This window comes from Paenibacillus sp. MAHUQ-63 (genome assembly GCF_028765165.1).
Taxonomy (GTDB): domain Bacteria; phylum Bacillota; class Bacilli; order Paenibacillales; family NBRC-103111; genus Paenibacillus_E.
In genome coordinates, this window is sequence record NZ_JARADB010000002.1 from 1,426,654 (window position 1) to 1,447,109 (window position 20,456).

Annotated in this window: 22 protein-coding genes; 15 read left to right on the forward strand and 7 right to left on the reverse strand. The window is 49.5% G+C overall.

The window, feature by feature from the left end; translation table 11 throughout:
- Positions 1-75 precede the first annotated feature (75 nt).
- A complete protein-coding gene (locus tag PUT07_RS14750; protein ID WP_274468905.1) occupies positions 76-534 on the forward strand; it encodes a hypothetical protein in 459 nt (152 codons plus the stop codon).
- A 189-nt stretch (positions 535-723) separates the two neighbouring features.
- On the opposite strand, the gene PUT07_RS14755 is transcribed toward PUT07_RS14750, so the two are convergent.
- The 3 genes from PUT07_RS14755 to PUT07_RS14765 all read right to left on the reverse strand — a co-directional run bounded on the left by PUT07_RS14755 (position 724) and on the right by PUT07_RS14765 (position 4,037).
- Positions 724-1,506 (reverse strand): class I SAM-dependent methyltransferase, encoded by a 783-nt coding sequence (locus PUT07_RS14755; RefSeq protein ID WP_274468907.1) that lies wholly within the window; start codon positions 1,504-1,506, stop codon positions 724-726.
- A complete protein-coding gene (locus tag PUT07_RS14760; protein WP_274468909.1) occupies positions 1,484-2,986 on the reverse strand; it encodes a lipopolysaccharide biosynthesis protein in 1,503 nt (500 codons plus the stop codon). The genes PUT07_RS14755 and PUT07_RS14760 overlap by 23 nt, the downstream gene beginning before the upstream one ends.
- A 181-nt stretch (positions 2,987-3,167) precedes the next feature.
- Complete coding sequence (locus PUT07_RS14765) at positions 3,168-4,037, reverse strand: LysR family transcriptional regulator (RefSeq protein ID WP_274468911.1); 870 nt, start codon at positions 4,035-4,037, stop codon at positions 3,168-3,170.
- Positions 4,038-4,256: 219 nt separating this feature from the next.
- Here PUT07_RS14765 and PUT07_RS14770 point away from each other — a divergent pair, with 219 nt between their 5' ends.
- The 9 genes from PUT07_RS14770 (at position 4,257) to PUT07_RS14810 (ending at position 11,213) form a co-directional block, all read left to right on the forward strand.
- Positions 4,257-4,826 carry a TetR/AcrR family transcriptional regulator gene (locus PUT07_RS14770; protein WP_274468913.1) on the forward strand — a complete coding sequence of 190 codons (570 nt, stop codon included), beginning with the start codon at positions 4,257-4,259 and terminating at the stop codon, positions 4,824-4,826.
- A 72-nt stretch (positions 4,827-4,898) separates the two neighbouring features.
- On the forward strand, positions 4,899-5,219 hold the full coding sequence (locus tag PUT07_RS14775; RefSeq protein WP_274468914.1) for an NIPSNAP family protein: 321 nt from the start codon (positions 4,899-4,901) through the stop codon (positions 5,217-5,219).
- A 27-nt stretch (positions 5,220-5,246) separates the two neighbouring features.
- Positions 5,247-5,789, forward strand: a complete 543-nt coding sequence (locus PUT07_RS14780) for an NAD(P)H-dependent oxidoreductase (protein WP_274468916.1) — start codon at positions 5,247-5,249, stop codon at positions 5,787-5,789.
- A gap of 151 nt (positions 5,790-5,940) precedes the next feature.
- Complete coding sequence (locus PUT07_RS14785) at positions 5,941-6,684, forward strand: SDR family NAD(P)-dependent oxidoreductase (protein WP_274468918.1); 744 nt, start codon at positions 5,941-5,943, stop codon at positions 6,682-6,684.
- Positions 6,685-6,788: 104 nt separating this feature from the next.
- Positions 6,789-7,103, forward strand: a complete 315-nt coding sequence (locus PUT07_RS14790; protein ID WP_274468920.1) for an NIPSNAP family protein — start codon at positions 6,789-6,791, stop codon at positions 7,101-7,103.
- 36 nt (positions 7,104-7,139) lie between these two features.
- Complete coding sequence (locus PUT07_RS14795) at positions 7,140-8,219, forward strand: NAD(P)H-dependent flavin oxidoreductase (RefSeq protein ID WP_274468921.1); 1,080 nt, start codon at positions 7,140-7,142, stop codon at positions 8,217-8,219.
- Between the two features lie 119 nt (positions 8,220-8,338).
- Positions 8,339-9,820 (forward strand): spore germination protein, encoded by a 1,482-nt coding sequence (locus PUT07_RS14800; RefSeq protein WP_274468923.1) that lies wholly within the window; start codon positions 8,339-8,341, stop codon positions 9,818-9,820.
- The gene (locus PUT07_RS14805; RefSeq protein ID WP_274468924.1) at positions 9,817-10,983 is read left to right on the forward strand and encodes a Ger(x)C family spore germination protein; all 1,167 of its coding nucleotides are present in this window, start codon (positions 9,817-9,819) and stop codon (positions 10,981-10,983) included. The genes PUT07_RS14800 and PUT07_RS14805 overlap by 4 nt, the downstream gene beginning before the upstream one ends.
- The gene (locus PUT07_RS14810; protein WP_274468926.1) at positions 10,983-11,213 is read left to right on the forward strand and encodes a hypothetical protein; all 231 of its coding nucleotides are present in this window, start codon (positions 10,983-10,985) and stop codon (positions 11,211-11,213) included. The genes PUT07_RS14805 and PUT07_RS14810 overlap by 1 nt, the downstream gene beginning before the upstream one ends.
- Before the next feature lie 3 nt (positions 11,214-11,216).
- Here the strand turns inward: PUT07_RS14810 and PUT07_RS14815 are convergent, their stop codons facing one another.
- The 3 genes from PUT07_RS14815 to PUT07_RS14825 all read right to left on the reverse strand — a co-directional run bounded on the left by PUT07_RS14815 (position 11,217) and on the right by PUT07_RS14825 (position 14,342).
- Positions 11,217-12,317 (reverse strand): GerAB/ArcD/ProY family transporter, encoded by a 1,101-nt coding sequence (locus PUT07_RS14815; RefSeq protein ID WP_274468927.1) that lies wholly within the window; start codon positions 12,315-12,317, stop codon positions 11,217-11,219.
- Between the two features lie 142 nt (positions 12,318-12,459).
- Entirely contained in the window at positions 12,460-12,846 is a 387-nt protein-coding gene (locus tag PUT07_RS14820) for a DnaJ family domain-containing protein (protein WP_274468928.1), read from the reverse strand.
- A 314-nt stretch (positions 12,847-13,160) separates the two neighbouring features.
- Positions 13,161-14,342: an MFS transporter gene (locus PUT07_RS14825; RefSeq protein ID WP_274468929.1), complete on the reverse strand. Its 1,182-nt coding sequence runs from the start codon at positions 14,340-14,342 to the stop codon at positions 13,161-13,163.
- 170 nt (positions 14,343-14,512) lie between these two features.
- Here PUT07_RS14825 and PUT07_RS14830 point away from each other — a divergent pair, with 170 nt between their 5' ends.
- Entirely contained in the window at positions 14,513-15,388 is an 876-nt protein-coding gene (locus PUT07_RS14830) for a LysR family transcriptional regulator (protein WP_274468930.1), read from the forward strand.
- A 48-nt stretch (positions 15,389-15,436) separates the two neighbouring features.
- Here PUT07_RS14830 and PUT07_RS14835 read toward each other — a convergent pair whose 3' ends face one another.
- Positions 15,437-15,988, reverse strand: a complete 552-nt coding sequence (locus PUT07_RS14835; RefSeq protein ID WP_274469328.1) for a helix-turn-helix domain-containing protein — start codon at positions 15,986-15,988, stop codon at positions 15,437-15,439.
- A 159-nt stretch (positions 15,989-16,147) separates the two neighbouring features.
- Here PUT07_RS14835 and PUT07_RS14840 point away from each other — a divergent pair, with 159 nt between their 5' ends.
- The 4 genes from PUT07_RS14840 (at position 16,148) to PUT07_RS14855 (ending at position 20,432) form a co-directional block, all read left to right on the forward strand.
- Positions 16,148-16,798: an alpha/beta hydrolase gene (locus tag PUT07_RS14840; RefSeq protein WP_310187410.1), complete on the forward strand. Its 651-nt coding sequence runs from the start codon at positions 16,148-16,150 to the stop codon at positions 16,796-16,798.
- Positions 16,799-16,805: 7 nt separating this feature from the next.
- A complete protein-coding gene (locus tag PUT07_RS14845) occupies positions 16,806-17,576 on the forward strand; it encodes a DODA-type extradiol aromatic ring-opening family dioxygenase (protein WP_274468932.1) in 771 nt (256 codons plus the stop codon).
- A gap of 24 nt (positions 17,577-17,600) precedes the next feature.
- Positions 17,601-18,962: a hypothetical protein gene (locus PUT07_RS14850; protein WP_274468933.1), complete on the forward strand. Its 1,362-nt coding sequence runs from the start codon at positions 17,601-17,603 to the stop codon at positions 18,960-18,962.
- 243 nt (positions 18,963-19,205) lie between these two features.
- Positions 19,206-20,432 carry a multidrug effflux MFS transporter gene (locus tag PUT07_RS14855; protein ID WP_274469329.1) on the forward strand — a complete coding sequence of 409 codons (1,227 nt, stop codon included), beginning with the start codon at positions 19,206-19,208 and terminating at the stop codon, positions 20,430-20,432.
- Positions 20,433-20,456 lie beyond the last annotated feature (24 nt).

A 20,456-nucleotide genomic window follows, 5' to 3' on the forward strand; every position in this document is an offset into this window, starting at 1 on the left:
ATGCTGGAGAAGTCAAGTCATACTGAACAAACAACCCGGGTATAATAACCACTTAAAAAATGTGGAGGAGTCCGTATGAACAAACTCGTACTCGTTACCGCTGCAGCCATCTCGTTATGTGCTCTTGTGATCCCATATAGTGTACAAGCAGACGTACCCTTGCCGTGCAGCTCCGTTATGGAGCCTGTCAATGGTGCTAATGTTAACGAGAAAGGGGTTTTTCTGGTTAATAAAGTTAAACGGACGCCGAGTTTTCCCCGCACCAGTATCAGCATTCTCGCCAATGATCTCCCCGTCCCCTCTTCCTTCGGAGAATATGACCGGTATGAAGGATTCGCTTTCATTCCCAATGAGATTAGCTGGCGATTTCCCTTGTATCCGGTGCCTGAATCGGGCGGAATAACTTGGGCTGGCAGGTTCGAGGAAATCACAGCCGATCTTGCGAATAGTCAAGTGGAGGTCCGACTTTCGGATTCGAAGTCTGGGAAGCTGGGTCCTGCGGTATTAGAGCGCAGCATGAATGCTTGTAAGTAAAGCAAGAACTTCTTTCTGTGAGAGAGGCGGGGGAGCGAGCGAAGTGGAGTTCGACGAACGCGGTTTTAAAGTGCTAGGTGAGACGAGCAGGATATAGCGCGGCGGGACTAAAACGGTGGGAGGTGCAGCAACACTGTTATAAGCTGTCCGCGGCGGAAGATCGATCACGATGCGCCGATCGGGTGCCGTTCATGGCTTCCTGAGCAAAGCGCGCCATTCATCGATACGAAGCGACTTCAGTCGATTCTCTTCAACTTGTACGTCGAAATACTCCTGACAGGTCGGGTCCGCATCCAGTATGAAATGCTCGACATTTCTCGCTTGCGCTTCGCTCGAGGCGGTCCGCATGACCCATGTCGGGAATATGTACTCCTTGCGATTCATCACGTACTTCTCCACAAGCAGGCCGGCTTGCTCCGCGAGGGACTGCCACTCCGCAACGGATAGGCACCGAACATGACTCGTGTCACGCATAGCTTCGAATGTATTCATAAAATGACCGAGCGCAGCATCGGCAGGAGCGACGTTATCGATTAGCACGAATTTGCCGCCCGGTTTAAGTGCACGAGCCGCTTCTTGGAGAAATAAGTGCGGATGGGGGAAGTGATGAGCGGCGATACGGCAAGTGACGGCATCGAACGAATGATCGAGAAAAGGAAGCTGTTCCGCATCAGCCACAACGTAGGTTACATTGTCGCACTGCGACTGCTTCAGATGGTTGGCGGCTGCAACCAGCATGGGACGCGTCAGATCCGTGGCAATGACGTGATGGACATGGCCAGACAGCTGTTTGGCCACGTGACCGCCGCCTGTAGCGATGTCCAGGACATGCCACGTGTTCTCAGGGGCAAGCCAATTCACGAGCAGCTCGAGATCGTCACCTTTGGCGTGGATATCACTCGTCACATACTTGTCTGCATGTTTGCCGAATTGCTCCTGAACATGCTGTTTAATGGACTTCTCGTTGTTCATAAGGAACACCTCCGTATCGATTGGCCTTAGTCTTGGCGATCGGGTTTCTCTCTATCTTTATTGTAATGAGGATCAAAGCAAGCAGACCTGCGATCACGAAGAGAAGAAACCATCCTTTTGCGAAACGGCCGATTTCCATCATCGCCATCATCGCTATGGTAGGCAGAAGCGGCTCACCATAGGCCTTCCACCAGTTTAACGCAAATTTCTCATGATAATAAAATCCGATCATCGTCAGAGCCGATACCGCCCAGCCTCCGGTATAAATCCAAACGGCAAGCAAAGGGCTCTTAGCTGCGACCATAGGGACAAAAATAACGACGAAAATTCCTGCGGCAATCATCACCCAAAATGTCGATTTCGTCTTGCCGATACCTGCCATGATACTACCGCCTAATCGTCCGACGGAAGAGAAGAGAACCCCTAAGGCCATTAAGCGGATATACGCAGCGGAATCGCCCGTCGAATATTCCTTGCCGAACAGAAATCCATTAATTTGATCAGGGTATAAACAAATGATTCCTGTAAGCGGGTACAGCAAAAGGTTGTTATAGCGGATGCAGCTCGTACCGCGCTGCTTGCTTTCATCCACATCCTGAGCGCTCTCTGCGACAAAAGGCAAAGTGACGATCATGAAGGCCCAGGTGATAATGCCGATGAAGCCGGTGATGCGAAACCCGTTCGCCAAGTAACCAACGGCCAGGACGGAGCTGGAGCCTACCATCATGACGAGAAAAGGCTGCTGGAACGCTTTCGCTATGTTGCCGGCCCAGGATGGAAGCCCATAAGCAAGCATGTTTTTGATCTCTTGGATGGGGAGCGGACCGAACCATTGCGGTTTATGCACACGTTCAACTTTGATACAAATAATAAAGGCTGTCAGGAATGCTCCTACGCCCATCCATAGCGAGATGTTTTCGAGTAAATTCATATTTCCACGCGGTAAAAGCACACCCAGTACTGTCCCGAGTGTAGACAGAGCGGTCGTAATGACCATGAAGAACGCCTGCTTGCCGAAATCGCGGTTGCCGGAGAAGGAAGCGACGCCAATGTTAAGAATGGAGTTAAAAATAAACATGATCGAGCATAGCATCAAGGCCCCGCGCAGCTCCGGCAATTGATAGTAATTCGCTAATAGCGGAGCAAGGGCGCAAAGCAACACGCCGATGAATAAGCTGAACACGGTGCTGCCAATTAAGGCAACGCGGAAATTCGTTTGAACCGCTTCCAAAGGTTTGCGCGAGAACGTATACACTAAGGAAGAGTTGAATCCGAAATTGAGAAAAAGCGAGATCATGCCGAATATTTGCAGCAGCAGATTGACTTCGCCGAACTTATCGGGATTGCCAAGCTGCCTGGCGAGCACGATGCTGCCTATGGTTTGCAGCATTTGGTTGATAAAGAGTCCGAGACCGATGATGGATACATTGCGAAGCAAAAAAAGCTGTGTTTCCGTTAGTTTGAATCGGCGGGTTTGCATGGGGATTACCCCTTTTCCATGGATTGGGTCACAAGCTGACATCCAAAGCGTATCAGACGCTAGATGGAATGACAAACCACAAAAATAAAGAAATACGGAGCAAAAGAAAGATATTCCTTGCATAGGGCTGATTGATAAAACCTGCAAGAGAATTATGGGTATTGCACGATCGGTAACCGCCTTATCGAAAATGAGTGCGCATTTCCGCCAAAAAGGCTGAAAACGCAGGTGTCATCAAAGCATCCTGGCGCCGGATGAATACCGTTGGGACAATGGCGTACTTGTCTTGAACATCGTGCAGACGAATTCGGCCTTGCTGCGCCGCTTCTGCAACAAAGGAACGCGGCATCAGCGCGATGCCTAGCCCGGCTCCGACACAGCCGATGATCGTTTCGATGGATCCGAAATCCATGACCTTATCGGGGATGATCCCTTCTTCATCGAGCAAACGAATCAGTTTTGCACGGTAGGAACAACCGTTCGGGAAAGCAAGCAGCGTGCGTAATTCTACATCCTTAATGGAAGAGACAGGCGGGTGAGAGGTTGCTGTGAGGAGCACGAGTTCCTCGTCGATCACGGATTCTTGAACTAGTTCCGGATGCTCGACGGGACCGGCTACGAACGCACCGTTCAATTCATAGTGCAGCACGGCATGGATATGTTTCTCTGTCGGCCCGGTCGTTAATGTGAAATCGACATCCGGATAATCTCTATGATATTTGGTCAAAAGTATAGGTAAACGAACGGCCGCTGTCGTCTCCATCGATCCAATACGAAGCGGGCCGGTTGGAGCAGCGGAATCGCCGACAGCCATTCTGGCTTCCTGGACGATATGCAATATTTTTTCGGCGTAATCGACGAGTATTTGGCCTGTTGGCGTGAGTGTGATGCCTCGACGATGCCGATAGAAGAGTGTCGTCTCTAAATCCGCTTCCAGCTGCTGTATTTTATGAGTGATGTTGGATTGGGCAAAATTTAGTTTGGATGCAGCTTTGGAGATGCTCCCTTCCTGAGCGGTTGTGTAGAATACCTTGAGCAACTGAAAATCCATCTTGACCTCCATAGATACTAAGAAATCATATTCTTGTTAGGATTAGATATCGATGATTGAGATATGCCATATCTCTAATCTGTATTATACATGATTACAGTATTCGTAGTATGATGATTTTGCAAAGCCGAACCGCGAGGGCTTGCCTGGCACGAAGCGCCAGATGGAAGCGAATCAGGCAGGGTTGACTTGCTATCTACTAAAAGGTAGAATGACGCCATGACAAAAACTAAACATACTTCCGAGCTTATTTTAGATACGGCTCAAGCGTTCGTTCAGGAATTCGGATTTAACGGTTTCAGCTATGCTCATATTGCAGCCAAAGTCGGGATACGCACAGCAAGTATCCATTATTATTTCCCGAATAAGGATGATTTGGGGGAAGCTCTGATTGCTCGTTATCTCAAGAGCTTCATCGCTGCAAGTGCGCAAATCGATGCCGAGACGCAGAACCATCTGGAGAGATTACAGAAGTTCACTCTACTCTACAAAGATCCTGTGGAGGTCAATTGCACTTGTCTCAGCGTCATGCTTTCAACCGATTTGGCTACTTTATCGGAGAAAGTCAGAGAGGCATTAGCCCAATTCTTCGCCACGAGCTTAGCTTGGCTAGAACAAGTCTTCGAGAATGGGCGACGGGAAGGGCATCTGCATTATGAAGGCCATGCGGAGGTACAAGCCCATCAATTTCTTGCGGCGCTTCAAGGCGCTCAATTGCTTGCAAGAAGTTTTCGGGACCCGAACCGGTTTGACATGATCGCGAAAGGATTATTATCCGCTTTGACCTAATGGAAGGCGGATATTTTTTGGATTATAATCTACCTTTTAGTAGATAGAAAATGAAAGGAGGTGATAGTACCGATGATCTATGAACTGCGAATCTATGATATTCACCCAGGCAAGATGCAGGCTATTCTAGACAGATTTAAAGATCATGTGATTGGGTTGTTCACCAAGCATAACATGAAGATCGTTCAATTCTGGGAAGACTTGGACGAAACGAACAACCGACTGTATTATCTCGTGGAACATACCGATATGGAAACACGCAATCTTCATTATGACCGTTTCCGCAACGATCCGGAATGGTTGGAAGTAAGAAGGCTATCCGAACTCGATGGGCCTCTGGTTAAGAAGCAAGAGAGTATTTATATGAAAACAACAGCACTTATCGAAAACTAATCTAAATTATGAATGGAGCAGATCAATATGAAAACATTAGTCATCGCAACACATCCAAGCATTGAAAATTCCCGTGTGAATCGCACATGGATAGAAGAATTGCGAAAGCATGATGATATCACGGTTCACGAATTATATAAGGCTTACCCCGATGAACAAATCGATATCGCCAAAGAACAGCAGCTCGTTGAAGCTCATGACCGGGTAATTTTCCAATTCCCGCTTTATTGGTACAGCACGCCGTTTTTACTTAAAAAGTGGTTTGACTCCGTCTTGCAATACGGCTGGGCTTTCGGTCCGGATGGCAATAAAACGTCAGGCAAAGAAATCGGCGCTGCAATCTCGACTTATGGCTCTGTGGAGTCCTATCAACCAACAGGGTCCAACCGGTTTACACTTCAAGAAATTTTGCGGCCGATTGAAGCGACTGCTCAATTCATCAACGCCAGCTACTTACCGCATTACGCTTTAAGCGATGTCTCGAACCTTACTGACGAGCGGTTAGCACAAAGCACAGCCGATTATATCCGGCATATCAAAACTGTGAAGCCCGTAAAAGTTAATTCATAAGAGCTTGCATCGCTGGATGACTTGGAGTTGGCCGATGCGCACTAGCTCTAGTATGTCCACACGCTTCAGAAAGCATTATTCGTTGATCGAATGCAAAGCGAACCACAAATTATATCTACCTATTAATAGGTAGTCAAAGGAGATTAACACCATGCGTATACAAGGTAAAGTAGCCGTTATTACAGGCGGAAGCAGCGGTATTGGCAAAGCAGCAGCGATAGAATTGGTGAAACAGGGAGCGAACGTCGTCATTAACGGCCGCCGCGAACAAGCACTGATCGAAGCCGCAAAGGAAATTGATGCGACAGGCAAGCAGGTTGCCTATGTAGCCGGTGACATCTCAGACCCGCGCGTGGCGGACCGCTTAATTGACGAAGCGCTGTCTCGCTTTGGCCGAATAGATACACTGATCAACAATGCCGGTATTTTTATTTCGAAACCATTCACGGAATATACGGAAGAAGACTTCGAATCGGTATTGTCCATCAATGTCGTTGGATTCTTCCATATTACGCAGCGGGCTGTGAAAGAAATGTTGAAGACAGGCTCCGGGCATATCGTCAACATTACAGCCAGCGGAGTTGCCGCGCAGCCGATCAAAGCGGTGCCTGCACTGCTAGCCGCACTGACCAAAGGAGGACTGGCAACGGCTACGAAGTCTCTCGCAATCGAATATGCGGACAAGGGGATTCGTGTGAATGCTGTCGCTCCGGGAATTATCAAAACGCCGATGCATCCGCCTGTCACCCATGACTATCTGGCGAAATTGCACCCTGTCGGCCGGATGGGCGAAGAGCAGGATGTTGTCGACGCCATTCTTTATCTGGAAACAGCCAATTTCGTGACCGGAGAAATCGTTCATGTCGATGGCGGCCAAAACGCCGGCCAGTGGTAAACTGCACGGCATCCGGGAGATGCGTAAATCGATTCATATCGGTGAATCCTATGCGTATCACCGGACGCCGGCAGAAACATCGTTCCGAATAGGAGGAAGTCGTTATGTTATACGAACTGCGAATCTATGATGTAGTACCGGGACGCATGCAAGATTTGTTGGACAGGTTTAGCCATCATACGTTGGACCTTTTCAAGAAGCACCATATGAAGGTTACGAATTTCTGGGTGGATGCAGACGAATCGAGAAACAAACTGTATTATGTATTTGAACATGAGAATCGAGCTTCTCGCGAGCGTAATTTCCAGGCTTTCCTGGAGGATCGGGAGTGGCTTGACCTCGAAGAAAGAACGGAGCGTAACGGTCCTTTCTATGAGAAAATCGAAGTTATCTATATGAACAACGCTCCCTTTATGTAATCCGATTAAGCGAATTGAATGGAGGTGAGGTGTCAGATGACGATAACATTGGCAACGGATCTCTGCAAACTGTTTCAGATTCGTTATCCTGTCTTTCTGGCGGGGATGGCTGGAGGACCTGGGACAGCACGATTAGCGGCCGCCGTATCCAATGCCGGCGGGCTCGGGACGTTAGGTGCCGCATACATGGATCCGGATACGCTTCGCCACGCGATTCGGGAAATTCGTGAACGGACGAACGCGCCTTTCGGCGTCAATTTATTTGCTGCCCGGACTCCCGACGACAATTCGAGACTTGCAGAAGGTCAGCATGTACTCAACGGGATGAGAGATGTTCTGGGTTTGCCCCATCCCCGTGAAGGAGAAGCGATTCGAACGCCGGACCACTTTGAACAGCAATTCGCCGTTGTGCGGGAAGAGAAGGTACCGGTGATCTCCACCGCGTTCGGCGTCCTCCCGAAGGAGATGACGGAGCAAGCCAAAGCTGCCGGCATGCGGATCGTCACTATGGTGACGACGGTGAATGAAGCGCTTCTTGCCGAGCAGGCAGGCAGCGACGCCATTGTAGCTCAGGGCAGCGAAGCCGGCGGACACCGCGGGACTTTCGATATTTCGGACCGCCCGATGGGCGCTACGATCGGCACGATGGCGTTAGTTCCACAAATTGCGGATCAGGTCCGAATTCCCGTTATTGCCGCCGGAGGCATTATGGACGGCCGCGGGCTCGTCGCCGCACTTGCGTTAGGGGCACAGGGGGTTCAGCTCGGGACGCGTTTCCTGACCGCGGTTGAATCCGGAGCGCATCCCGCGTACCAGCATACATTACTCTCCAGCACGGAGGAAAGTACGGTTATCACGAATGTATTCTCAGGCCGCCCGGCCAGAGGGGTTGCCAATGCATTCATTCGACGCTGGGACGAGAGCGCAACCGAACCTCTACCGTTCCCAACGCAAAATACGGCGACGCGCGATATTAGGAATGCCGCGGCCAAGCAAAATAACCCTGAATACATGTCCTTATGGGCAGGACAAGGCTTGCGGATGCTTACCTCCGGTCAAACCGCGGAATCCATTGTCCGTGAGATCATTCAACAGGCGCAAGGGATCCTTCGTTAAACTTATGAATCGTACATAAAAGCAGTCCGATGAATCACTCGGACTGCTTTTATGCATTCGCATAGGTTTTACACCAATTGGCATAATAGCAGTGATTGTGTCAATCAGGAGGATCTTTCATGAAATGGTTCAGAAGGAGCAGCTTCAACTCATCCACCAGCACAGATAAGAATAACCCGATCCTGGAAGAAGACAATGAGCTGGAATTTACATCGGATCTTGAGCGCAACGAGAAGATGATTCAGGCGACATTTCAGCATTGTTCCGATTTGGTATGCCGCAGAATGGAAGTCACCCCAAGCCATGAATGCCTCATTGTTTATATAGACAGCTTAATTGATAAAAAAATGCTGGAAGATCAGGTCATCCAGCCGCTGCTGGCAAGCGGAAGCGTAGATACATTCATTTCCACAGGTATCGCAAGCTGTTCCGCCAAACTATCGGATACCGTTCGCAGTTTGCTGGAAGGTCATGCGGCAATTGCAGGGGCCGGGAGCAATCAGGTCGTAACGGTTTCAATTTCCGGCCTAGCGAAAAGAAGTCTCGAAGAGCCGTCGTCCGAGCCGGTCATTCGCGGACCGCGGGACGGCTTCATCGAAAATATTTCAACCAACATAAGCCTGATCCGTGCCCGACTCAAAACTTCAAAATTAAAGGTCGAGTACTTCACGATAGGTAAGCTCTCCCAAACCAAAATTGCGATTACATACATAGAAGGTGTTGCGAAGCCATCTTTAGTCGATGAAGTGAAATCAAGGCTGAAGCCAATCCAGTTAGACGGTGTACTCGACTCCGGAAATATCGAAGAGTTCATTGAAGATCAGCCTTTTTCACCATTCCCTCAAGTCCAAAGCACCGAGCGGCCAGACGTCGTAACGGGAGAATTGCTCGAAGGCAAAGTGAGCCTGCTCGTTGATACGAGTCCATTTGCTCTAATCGTTCCGGTGACTTTCTGGGCAGGACTTCAGGCAAGTGAAGATTACTATATTCGTTGGCCGGTTGCAACGTTCGTCCGATGGATACGATTCCTCTTCATTAACTTTGCAATCCTTGCACCTCCCTTATATGTAGCTATTACGACCTACCACCAGGAGATGATTCCCACCAATCTTGTTCTGAGTATTGCCGGCTCGAGAGAAGACGTCCCATTCCCAGCGATGATCGAAGCGTTACTCATTGAAATTATCTTCGAAGCGCTGCGCGAAGCCGGGATTCGGCTGCCCAAACAGATCGGGCAAGCGATCAGTATCGTCGGAGGTTTAGTCATCGGGCAGGCAGCCGTTCAGGCGGGACTAATATCCGCTCCGGTAGTCATTATCGTATCCATCACGGGAATTTCCGCTTTTACGATTCCCCGATACAGCTTCGCCAATGGGATCCGCTTGCTTCGCTTTCCCATGTTATTCTTGGCGGGCACCCTTGGGCTCTATGGAATCGTATTAGGCTTTCTTGGCATCATGCTGCATGTTACTTCCCTTCGTTCCTTCGGAGTTCTCTATTTCTCGCCTGTCACCCCGCTTAAGCTGGCCGCCTTTAAGGATGTTTTCCTGCGAGTTCCGATTTGGGCTAAAGCCGCTTTAAGATCAGGGGGGAGAAGATGAAGCCGCTAAAATATGTACTCTTGATTAGTCTGTTCTTGGTTTCCGGCTGCTGGGACCGCACGGAAATTAATGATCTGGCTTTCGTGATGGGCACAGCCCTGGACTTGACGGACGATGGCAAGATTCTATGTTCACTCCAGATCGCCATCCCTTCGACTTCGGAAGCCGGAAAAAGCGGGGGAGGAGAAGGAAAGAAAAAAAATTATTTCATTATTGACGCTGCAGGAAAAAGCGGTAATGAAATTCATCGGATGCTGCAAAAGAAAAGCACACGCAGATTGTTCCTCTCACATCGCAGCTTCGTTTTTATTAGCGAACGTTTGGCCGGTTACGGGATTCAGGACGCGTTGGATATTTTCACTCACGATCCCCGGAATCGCTTGAAAACGTATCTCGTGGTGGTCAAAGGCGGAGAGGCCCGGAACATTCTGCAAATGAATTATCCGTTAAAGCAAGTGCCGATTGAAGCTGTGAAGGAGATTGAAATTTCAGGGGATGATATTACCGCAACATTGCGAGATTTTTATATCTCCTTTCTAAGCGAGGGAATTCACCCTGTAGTAGGCGCGATAGAGTTGGAGAATGACGCTCAAGACCCCGATAAACAAATCTTTCGGTTCGCCGGCGCCGCCGCATTCAAGCATCTGAAACTCTCCGGGATATTCGATGATAAAGAAACGATAGGACTCATGTGGGTGACGGACAAGCTGAGATTCAGCCGAATTACTGCCAATTTGCCGAAAGGCTCCGGGGAAGTCGGGATGATATTGAATCATGCTCGCAGCAAGATCAGTATGCAGACCGTCAATGACGCTGTGCAATTCCAAATCCAGCTGGATGGAATGGGAAGCTTGGCCGAGAACAATTCCTCTCTGAGCATTAACGATCCCAAGGATTTTGAAGTCATTCAGCAAGCGTTGGAAGCGGAGGCTAAGAAAATCGTTCAAGATTTCCTATACAAAATCCAAAAAAAATATAAAGTCGACTGTGTTGGCTTTGGTCAAGAAATTTACAAGAACGATCCTGATCGGTGGACGGCGATGAAAGATCAGTGGGATACCTTATTTCCCGGGACGGAGATATCGGTGAATGTAAATTTGACGATACAAGGATCAGGCATGGTGCATTCGACCTTTGAACTGCATAAGAAGGAGGATGAATAATGATTGGACAAATTGCCGTTTTTGTCATCTTCATACTTGGTTGGTCGATCTATAGAGCGGGCACTTGGTTAAATAAAAAACAGCCTAAAACGGCTGTCGTTTATTCTTGTTTGATGGGAGTGTGCATGATCCTAGGCATACTCGTCATCGCCCATGTTCAATTTCCAAACTTGACAATTCCTGTCCGAATGGTTTTCGAACCTGTCGGCAAACTCATTTTGCAGCAGTAATGCTCACAATCGAGACCCCTTCCAGCCTCTTTTGATTGTATCAATCATGAGCAGGAAGACAGGCAAGAGCAGTTGGGTCGAAATTGCGTAACCCGGATAAGATAAACTAAGATAATTGGCCAAGTCGGTGGAGTAATTTTTAAAAACCAAAACAGACCCTAATACGGACAAGATCGTAATAGGAAGAACAATGTCCCGGTAGCTGACGAGATGAAATACTTGGCTTAAACTTAGACTAATAATAAAAAAGGTGACGGATATTTTGATGAAGCAGCCCATCACCCAAATAATAACAGCTAAGGCTTCCAGCCGTTCAAAGCTTCCTGTAAAACCGATATACTGGATGACGCTTAGCACCGGGAACGTCAGTTTCTCCGTCAAAGGGCCGAAAACCATAATTAAGGGGATCACCGTAATAGCGAGAAGAGCGGAAATCGTTAACAAGGCGGAGTAGGCGGCTTTGACTTTTTTGTCCGGTTGATTTAAATAAGGGAAAAGCCAGCCTAGAATACAAAATTGGCATAGATACGCAGCGGGAAACACGGATCCCTGCAGGAGGGGGATGACCCCATTGCTCATCACGGGACGAAGCCGCTGCGGATCCGATTCTGTGAGCATCAGCAATAAGAGCGGGATCAATAAAGCGATGATGAATAAGGCCAGGAACCCATTACATCTTGCTATGGATTCAATTCCCATATAAGAAGCCGCTCCGCATAAGAGGGCCAATGTCAGACTGATCACGATCGCAGGACTTCGATGCAGCAGGACCGTATTGATGAACTGTATATGTTGATTGAGAATGACGAAATCAAAATTAATCCAGTAATAAATAAAATAAAACCCTAAAAGAATGCCGGCCCATTTGCCGATGATCCGTTGGCTGTACTGAATGATCGTCAGGCCAGGATACCGGTTCGCCAGAACGATCATGACCCAAATATTGATAGCTCCAATCAGAATTGCCGGGAAAATAGCGATCCAAGCATCTTGCTTCGAAAATCTGGCCATCAAACTCGGAATGACAAGTATAACGGTAGGAGCTATAAAGGAAAAAATTAATAAGCTTAATTGCGTTCCCGATAATTTATCAGCAGGCTGCATTCGCGTTTCTCCTTCGAAAATAGACTACCCCCAAGTATTCCCTTATTTGACTGGCTCATGCAAGGAGAACTACTTAGGATCGGTTGTCTATTCGTGTGAACGCGAACGCATATCGCTTGACCGGCAGACTAACTATCGAAGTCTATGAATCGTCCCGCTCGGTCAGCTTGCGCCGGATCTGACTCTCGTAATCAGTGAAGGCTTCCGATGCATGCCATCCGCGGTCGGACATCAGCGATTGATAGTGAAACCGCTTGGCTGACAGCTCGCGCTGAAGCTTCGTACGCTCCTTCTCATCCCGGCATACGGTGAGCAGATCCCCCAGCGTGATCATATCTTTGCGAAGCTGCATCTCCTCGGGAATCATTCCGGCATTCCTGAGCAGCTTGAACCCCACCCGAAGATCCTCGGGAACATTCCTTAATTCGTCAGGAGGGAGCGGTTGGCCGGCCCCAGGCAAATTGTCCAGTTCGCCGCGGCGAATGGCCTCGGCAATTCTCTCCTCAGCGATTGAGCGCACAAATTCCATTGCTTGATCAACTCCTCATCCCATCATTTTATCATAGAAATAGCCAGTGAGTCCTGCTATGTACAACAAAACAAGCTGCCGTATTTGCACGCTGCGGCAGCTTGTTCATCCGTGATCCTTTTAGAGGCTATTTCTGTTTCTTCTTCTTTCTGCTTCCATGATTCGGTTTGTTATCATCTTGCTGCTTGGCGTGTTTCTCTTGTTGCTGATCGTGCGTTGACATGATGATCGTCCCCTCTCTTTGTAAGTATGAATTGCACTATCTCTGATAGTGTGTGCAATTCATTAGGGAGGCTATGCAGGCACATGGCAGGTTATTGCGGCTGGAATGAAGCCTTCACAGCTTGGCGTTTCGCTGCGGTTGCTGCGAATTGAACGAAAATCATCACCACCACGATGACCATCATGACCACGACGGCGGAGGCGAAGCTGTCGGTGGCATCGTGGATTCTGCCGAGCATGAGAGGGCCAGCGGCGCCGATGACATAGCCGGTCGACTGTGCCATAGCTGACCAGGAAGCAGCTTCTTGCGCATTCGTCGTGGCGTCGATCGGAAGAAGAAGGTTCAAAGGGAATAATCCTCCTGCGCCGACTCCGATGAATAGTGCAGCAACCGTAGGCTCAACCTTCAGCATCAGCAGGATGAGGCCGACGAGCTCCAACAAGGCAGAGACGACTAACCACAAGCGGCGTGACGGGAACCTCTTGAGCAGCAGCGGTATGACCAGGCTGACCGGGATTTGAATAAGGACGAATAAAGTTAGTGCCGTCGCCGAATAGCTCTTGCTATATCCCATGCCTTGAATGATTTGCGGCAGCCATGCCGTAAACGAGTAGAACAACATCGCCATGAACCCGAAGGATAAGGTCAGCATCCAGGCTTTGCCGTTCCCCCATGGCAGCTTAGAGCTGGACGTTCCCTTCGAACCACTCGCGTTCGCGGCATTGGGGCGAACGATGGACCACCAGAGTACGGCAGCCGCGATAGCGATGATAGCCCACGAAGCCAGCGAGTACTGCCAGGAGTTTAAATGGGTCTGCAGCGGACCGGATAACGCCGAACTGGACGCAGCCCCTAAAGTTAGGGCTACCGTATATACGGCGATCATCGAAGGGATCTGCTTGGGAAAATACTTTCTGATAAATCCGGCGAGCAGCGGCCCGATGATGGCGATTCCGATCCCGGCGACCAGCGCCGTAACGATGAAGAAGAAGACGGAATTCGTGAAAATGCGAAGCGCCGTGCCGATTGCAATAATAATCAGCGATATGCCCATCACTTTCTCGATTCCCCACCTGCCGCCAGCCTTCACGGCTAACGGAGAGAAGAGTCCCATGCACAGCACGGGAATGGAGGTGAGCAGGCTGGCGACAGAACCGCTCATGCCGAGGTCCGCCCGGATGTTGTCCAGCAGGGGCGCAATGGAGTTGATCGCCGGACGCAAGTTGAGCGAAGCGACGAATAAAGCTACTGCGATAAGATATTGTTTTTTCATTGCCATTACTCCCGTTCTAGTATCATTGCCTTAACCTGATTCACGTATCGGTTACCGGTGAACAAATCTTACTTGATGAACAAATATTTATCAATTATATTGAATTTATAATTATCATTTAAAATACAAATGATTCGGGACGATTTCTGTTTATAGAGAGGTAAGGACATATGGAGCTAAGGCAGTTGGAATATTTCATGGCAGTGTGCGAGGAGCTGCACTTCACGAAAGCAGCGGAGAGAATCGGAATCTCTCAACCGAATTTGAGCTTGTCGATTAAAGCGCTGGAAGAAGAGATCGGCATGCCGCTTTTTGACCGGATCGGCAAACGGATCGAGCTGACCGACGCCGGCGCCGTTCTGAAAAAGCACGCCAAAATGATGCTGCAAAACCTCAGCAATGCACGCCAAGAGATGGACGATCTGTATCATCAGAAAGGAGGGAGCTTGAGTATCGGGGCTCTGCCGTCGGAATTAGATTACCGCCTTACTCCGATGTTCATCCGCTTCTTCCAGCGTTATCCGAACATCCGGTTGAAGATCGTATCGGAAGTCAATGTGACCGGACTCGTGCTAAACACGGATACGGATATCGGAATTGCGGTAAAGCCTCTGCATGATCCGCGGCTTGTCATTCGTCCATTACCCCGGGAAGAGTATGGTATTGCCGTTTCCAAAAATCATGAGATGGCTCAGGCCGATTCGGTTGCTTTGGCTGATCTGCAGTCACTGCCGATTATCTTGTATCCTAAAGGGTTATGGGGGAGAGACTTCTTGGAGAATTGGTGCCGGCAGTACGGCATCCAACTGAATGTGGTGGTCGAGACGAGCTCCAATCCGTCCATCTTTCATTTCGTCAAGGCGAATATCGGCGTAGGCATCGTGGCCAACTCGCTGCTGGAGTCCATTGATAGCCTGGACCTCCGTTTCCTCCCGATCCGGGATTATCCGCCTGTGAGGGAGATGAGCATCGTGTACCGATCGGATAAGTATCTGAATCACGCGGCGCGTGCTTTTATCCATTTCGCTGAGGAGCATCTGAAGTAGTTCAAGAGCCAACCCCATAAGGGTTGGCTCTTATTTATGATTTGCAGCTTAGATGTAGTCCCGTCCACCGTCAGTTTCCGTATAGATCGAAATGAGTACGATGGCCGTATCCGTTCCAATGTTCCGTACGATATGCGGGGTACAGGCATTCCAACTAAACGAATCGCCTTCCGTGAATTCAGCCGAGTCCTCACCTTGCTCCGCATAGATCCTGCCTTGAATGACCAAATGAACCTCTTCGCCTTCATGGGCATGAGGAGCGTCTCCTGTGGAAGTTCCGGGAGGGAATTCCACGAGCATCATTCTTACATTTTTGGTAGAACTCAAGTGTTCCACTTTCAGATGATCGGAACCGCTTGTCGTCATGCTGCGTTCATCCTTGCGAACGATACGCATGCGGTCTTCTTTTTTCAGAAGCAAATAAGCCAAAGGAACGTTCAAAGCCTGCGCGATGTTTTCCAGAGTCGAGATGGAGGGCGAGGTTTTATTCGTTTCAACCTGACTCATGAATCCCTGGGACAGGCCGGTTTCTTCGCAAATTTGCGCGATTGTGATATTTTTCCGCTTCCGAATCGCTCGTATTGTGGACCCGATATCCATCATATGCACCTCTTGAATATTTGTAATACTAATTATAGTTCTATATTAACAATTTTTCTATTGACACGTCAAACGTCTTTGTATTACATTACTTTTATGAAACTAATTTCTCTATGACTAATATTTATTATAAATAAAGAGGTGATTCATTTGAATCCGATGTATCATTATGACATTCATCTGCCGTCCAACTATGACAAGGACAAGAAATACCCGGTTGTTTTCACCTTGCACGGCAAAGGCTCCAATGAAAGCAATATGTTCGGTCTGGTCGCTCCGTTGGCAGATGACTTCATCCTTATCGGTATTCGCGGCAACCTGCCGCTCGGTGCGGGCTTCCAGTACTATGAGTTGAAAAGTCTGGGCAATCCGATTCGGGAACTGTTCGACGAAGCGGTTAACCGGCTCGAGGCGTTCATTCACTACGCGACTCAGAAGTATCCCATTGATGAGAACAGACGATTCTTATTAGGGTTCAGCCAAGGCGCCATTCTATCCATGACACTTGCGCTTACGATGGGGGATCAGTTGAAAGGAATCGTTGCGTTGAATGGGTATGTACCTGAATTTGTGAAGAGGGAATATTCGCTGCGAAGTGTGAAGGATGTCTCCGTATTTGTCTCCCATGGCGAATATGATTCCGTCTTCCCCGTACGGATCGGTCACGAAACAGCAGCCTTCTTCAAGGAACAGACACCGCTTCTTACATTCAACATCTATCCTTCGGACCACGGCGTAACGGAGCAGAACCAGCTGGATGTGCTGGAATGGCTGAAGCATACTGCCGATATAATGACAAATGAGGAGTGAGAACCCTATGATGCCTTCCTATTTTTTCGCACACGGCGCACCGTCTATCGTGCTTGAGAACAACGCCTACACGCAATTGCTCAAAAATTTTCACCAACACACGCCTAGACCGAAAGGGATCGTACTGTTCTCCGCACACTGGGAGGAGCAAGTCCAAAGAGTCAGTGCCGCTGATACGTATGAAACCATTTATGATTTCGGCGGTTTTCAGGATGAGCTTTACGAGATGACATACCCGGCACGAAGCGACCGTTCGCTGAGCGAGCAGGTGCAATCGCTGTTACTCCAACACGGCGTTCCGAGCGTCGCGGATGAGAAGCGGGGGCTCGATCACGGGGCTTGGGCTGTGCTGAAGTTGTTGTATCCGGATGCAGATATTCCGGTTACCGCACTGTCCGTTAACCGCTATCTCTCGAATGAGCAGCAATATCAAACAGGCAGGGCATTGGCGGAGCTAAGGGAGCAGGATGTCCTAATCATCGGCAGCGGAGGTACGGTTCATAATTTAAGGAAATTGAAATGGCAGGCCGAAGGTGTCGATACGTGGGCGGAAGCGTTCGATAACTGGCTCCAAAGCAAGCTGGAGTCCTGGGATACAGAGGCGCTGTTTCAATATCGTGAGCTGGCCCCGCACGCCCTCGAAGCGGTGCCGACCAATGAACATTTCATTCCGCTTCTGCTCGCTATGGGAAGCGGAGACTCCAATCGGCATGCGGAACTGATTCATCGAAGCTATCAATACGGCAACCTCAGTTTAAGCTGCTGGAAATTTAATTAAATATGAATGAGAGAGGGCGGACGGATGATATCCGCGGTTAGAACAGCCATGGAGAGGATCGCGCTCTTCTCCATGGCTGCTGTTTATATCGTGCAGCAGTTGACTCATCTGAAGGTTCTAACTTCGGTGCTGGGGGGGCTGGTCTTTGTGGCCATCGCCGTGATGCTGCCGAAGCTTAAGGGGTTAACCCGTTGGTTAACGATCTCTTTTCTCGTTGTCGGAACGGTTCTCATGCTGATTCAGAAAGCCGAGCCTAAGGTATGGTTCGAAGCAGCGGGAATCAATGTGACGATCGTTACCCTATTTATGTTTGCGCCGCTGTTTGGGATTCCCGTACGGCTGCCTGCCTACGTCGAATCCCTGAAGCGATTCTACGAAGCCAACTTTCGAAGCCGAACAGCGCTATTCATGGGCACACAAATGCTTACGCAGATTATGGGCGTGTTCATCAACGTGGGCTCGATCCCTGTCGTGTACCAAATGGTCTTCGTCAACCCGCAGCCCAAGATGTCTCGGCTCCTCGCCAATGCGCTTAACCGTGGATTCGCGGGGGCTATTCTATGGTCGCCGTATTTCGCGGCGATGACATTAGTGACCTCAGCGCTTGCGCTGTCTTGGTCAGCCGTACTGCCCTATTTGCTGGGATTAGCGATCTTGAGTCTTGTCGTAAGCTGGGCGTTGGATTTCCGCGAGCTGCGTCAGGTGGAGAAGGATGTTCAGCCAGAGGCGGATACGGCGCATAAGAAAGCAGCTTTTCCTGTGGGGCTCGGTCTATATTTAATGACGGCGATACTTGCCATTCTTTTGTTGGAGCGGTGGGTTGAACTACCAATGGTGATGTTAATATGTATAGCGGCAGTTCTATTCCCGCTCATCTGGTGCTTGGCTGCAAGGGCGAAGGATGTCTACTTGGAAGGATTGAAGAATCATCTTAACGTCACATTTCCCGCCTTGCAGAAAGAAATCACCTTGTTCATGGCCGCAGGCTTCTTCAGCGGAGCGATCGGGATAACGAAGTTCGGCGCCGCGGTCCCGGCACTGCTAGCACAAATACCGCTGCCGGTATTTTTATCATTTTCGCTATTTACGGTGCTTCTCATTGCAGGTACATCGTTCATCGGACTTCATCCGATTGTGCCGGTCACTATCCTTGTCAGCGGCATTGATCCGGTTAGCGTTCACATCAGCCCTGTCTATTTCGCCGTACTGCTGCTGGGAAGCTGGAGCTTGTCCAATCCCATCTCGCCGGCTTCGGCCGTGAACAATTTGCTGGCAGGACTGTTTCATAAGCCTGTGTTTGAAATGGCGAAGCCGAATTATAAATTTGCCGGGGGGATGGCGGTTACGCTGATCCTTTTCCTGTTGACCGTTATGTTGCTGAAATAGGACCTCAATAAGAAAATATAAGAACCCCTAATGCATTTATTAAAGCAGCCCTCCTCGGGCTGTTTTTTTGCGAGCCGCATTAAAGTGTTGTCATAATGATTACAGTTATGGTAGGATGGAAGGCAGACTCACCGCTTCAAAATTCAAGGGCCTGCTGATCAGGTACTCCAAATCATGGAGTAAGCGGCATATAGAGAAGACGAGTCGTTGATACGGAAAGAAGAAGAGGAGATTCATACGATTATGACGAACAAGAACAATCCGCCCGCGTTCAGGCTGGCTTTGCTGCTCGGTATTTTTTCCATGCTGGGGCCATTTACGATCGATATGTATTTACCGGCGTTCCCGGAGATAGTGAACCAATTCGGTACGACGGCTTCACTCGTGCAGCTTAGCTTGACCTCTTGTTTACTTGGATTAGGCATCGGCCAGCTCGTCATGGGCTCGCTCAGCGACGTGTATGGCAGACGCAATCCGCTGCTGATCTCCATGGCCTTCTATGTCGTGGCCGGTCTAGCATGCGCAATCTCGCCGAATATTTGGCTGCTAATTGCATCCAGGTTCGTGCAAGGCTTTGCCGCTTCGGCAGGCATAGTCATCTCCCGCGCAATCGCACGAGACTTATATAGCGGACACGAACTCACCAAATTTTTCTCGCTGCTTTTGCTGGTCGGTAATTTGGGTCCGCTAGTGGCACCGGTAACCGGCAGCGGCGTTCTCAAATTCACTTCCTGGGTCGGCGTTTTTATTGCACTGACATTGCTGGGAATTTTCCTGCTGGCGGTAACCAAATGGCAGCTGCAGGAGTCACTGCCGCTTGAGCGCCGGAGACCCAGCAATTTCACCGAACAGCTGCGGAATTACGGATCGCTCTTCCGGGACCGCCAGTTCATGGGGTATATGCTGGCACAGGGCATCATGATTGCAGGGGTGTTTGCCTATGTATCGGGAACCCCCTTTATTTATCAAAATATTTATGGCGTTTCGCCGACCGTATTTGCCCTCTTATTCGGTTCGAACGGCGTCAGTCTGATCATCGGCTCCCAAATCGTCGGACGGATGACGCATCGCGTATCCGAGCAAGCTTTCCTATTGTTCGGCCTATGTCTTGCCGCTTTGGCGAGCATCACGGTCTTGATCGTGGCGTTCGTCCATGGACCGCTAGTGGCAATCGTTATTCCGTTATTCTTCTTCGTAGCGGCAATCGGCATTACGTCAACGGCTGCATTCCCGCTAGCTATGGAGAGTCAGGGGCATATGGCAGGCAGTGCGGCTGCGCTGCTCGGCGTCGTTCCCTTCCTGCTCGGCGCGGTGGTCTCACCGCTAGTCGGTATCGCGGGGGAAGACACGGCCGTTCCGTTAGGTGTGATTATTTTGTTGACGAGTGCCGCAGCGATGTTGGCTTACTTCGTTCTGGTAAGGAGACGTACCATCAAAGCGGCTAAAGCAGGGAAAGCTGTTACGAATTAATAAACGTACAGAAAGCAGATCGCC

Coding starts and splice junctions, on each gene's coding strand:
- PUT07_RS14750 (WP_274468905.1), top strand. CDS start 76: ATGAACAAACTCGTACTCGTTACCGCTGCAGCCATCTCGTTATGTGCT.
- PUT07_RS14755 (WP_274468907.1), bottom strand. CDS start 1,506: ATGAACAACGAGAAGTCCATTAAACAGCATGTTCAGGAGCAATTCGGC.
- PUT07_RS14760 (WP_274468909.1), bottom strand. CDS start 2,986: ATGCAAACCCGCCGATTCAAACTAACGGAAACACAGCTTTTTTTGCTT.
- PUT07_RS14765 (WP_274468911.1), bottom strand. CDS start 4,037: ATGGATTTTCAGTTGCTCAAGGTATTCTACACAACCGCTCAGGAAGGG.
- PUT07_RS14770 (WP_274468913.1), top strand. CDS start 4,257: ATGACAAAAACTAAACATACTTCCGAGCTTATTTTAGATACGGCTCAA.
- PUT07_RS14775 (WP_274468914.1), top strand. CDS start 4,899: ATGATCTATGAACTGCGAATCTATGATATTCACCCAGGCAAGATGCAG.
- PUT07_RS14780 (WP_274468916.1), top strand. CDS start 5,247: ATGAAAACATTAGTCATCGCAACACATCCAAGCATTGAAAATTCCCGT.
- PUT07_RS14785 (WP_274468918.1), top strand. CDS start 5,941: ATGCGTATACAAGGTAAAGTAGCCGTTATTACAGGCGGAAGCAGCGGT.
- PUT07_RS14790 (WP_274468920.1), top strand. CDS start 6,789: ATGTTATACGAACTGCGAATCTATGATGTAGTACCGGGACGCATGCAA.
- PUT07_RS14795 (WP_274468921.1), top strand. CDS start 7,140: ATGACGATAACATTGGCAACGGATCTCTGCAAACTGTTTCAGATTCGT.
- PUT07_RS14800 (WP_274468923.1), top strand. CDS start 8,339: ATGAAATGGTTCAGAAGGAGCAGCTTCAACTCATCCACCAGCACAGAT.
- PUT07_RS14805 (WP_274468924.1), top strand. CDS start 9,817: ATGAAGCCGCTAAAATATGTACTCTTGATTAGTCTGTTCTTGGTTTCC.
- PUT07_RS14810 (WP_274468926.1), top strand. CDS start 10,983: ATGATTGGACAAATTGCCGTTTTTGTCATCTTCATACTTGGTTGGTCG.
- PUT07_RS14815 (WP_274468927.1), bottom strand. CDS start 12,317: ATGCAGCCTGCTGATAAATTATCGGGAACGCAATTAAGCTTATTAATT.
- PUT07_RS14820 (WP_274468928.1), bottom strand. CDS start 12,846: ATGGAATTTGTGCGCTCAATCGCTGAGGAGAGAATTGCCGAGGCCATT.
- PUT07_RS14825 (WP_274468929.1), bottom strand. CDS start 14,342: ATGAAAAAACAATATCTTATCGCAGTAGCTTTATTCGTCGCTTCGCTC.
- PUT07_RS14830 (WP_274468930.1), top strand. CDS start 14,513: ATGGAGCTAAGGCAGTTGGAATATTTCATGGCAGTGTGCGAGGAGCTG.
- PUT07_RS14835 (WP_274469328.1), bottom strand. CDS start 15,988: ATGGATATCGGGTCCACAATACGAGCGATTCGGAAGCGGAAAAATATC.
- PUT07_RS14840 (WP_310187410.1), top strand. CDS start 16,148: ATGTATCATTATGACATTCATCTGCCGTCCAACTATGACAAGGACAAG.
- PUT07_RS14845 (WP_274468932.1), top strand. CDS start 16,806: ATGATGCCTTCCTATTTTTTCGCACACGGCGCACCGTCTATCGTGCTT.
- PUT07_RS14850 (WP_274468933.1), top strand. CDS start 17,601: ATGATATCCGCGGTTAGAACAGCCATGGAGAGGATCGCGCTCTTCTCC.
- PUT07_RS14855 (WP_274469329.1), top strand. CDS start 19,206: ATGACGAACAAGAACAATCCGCCCGCGTTCAGGCTGGCTTTGCTGCTC.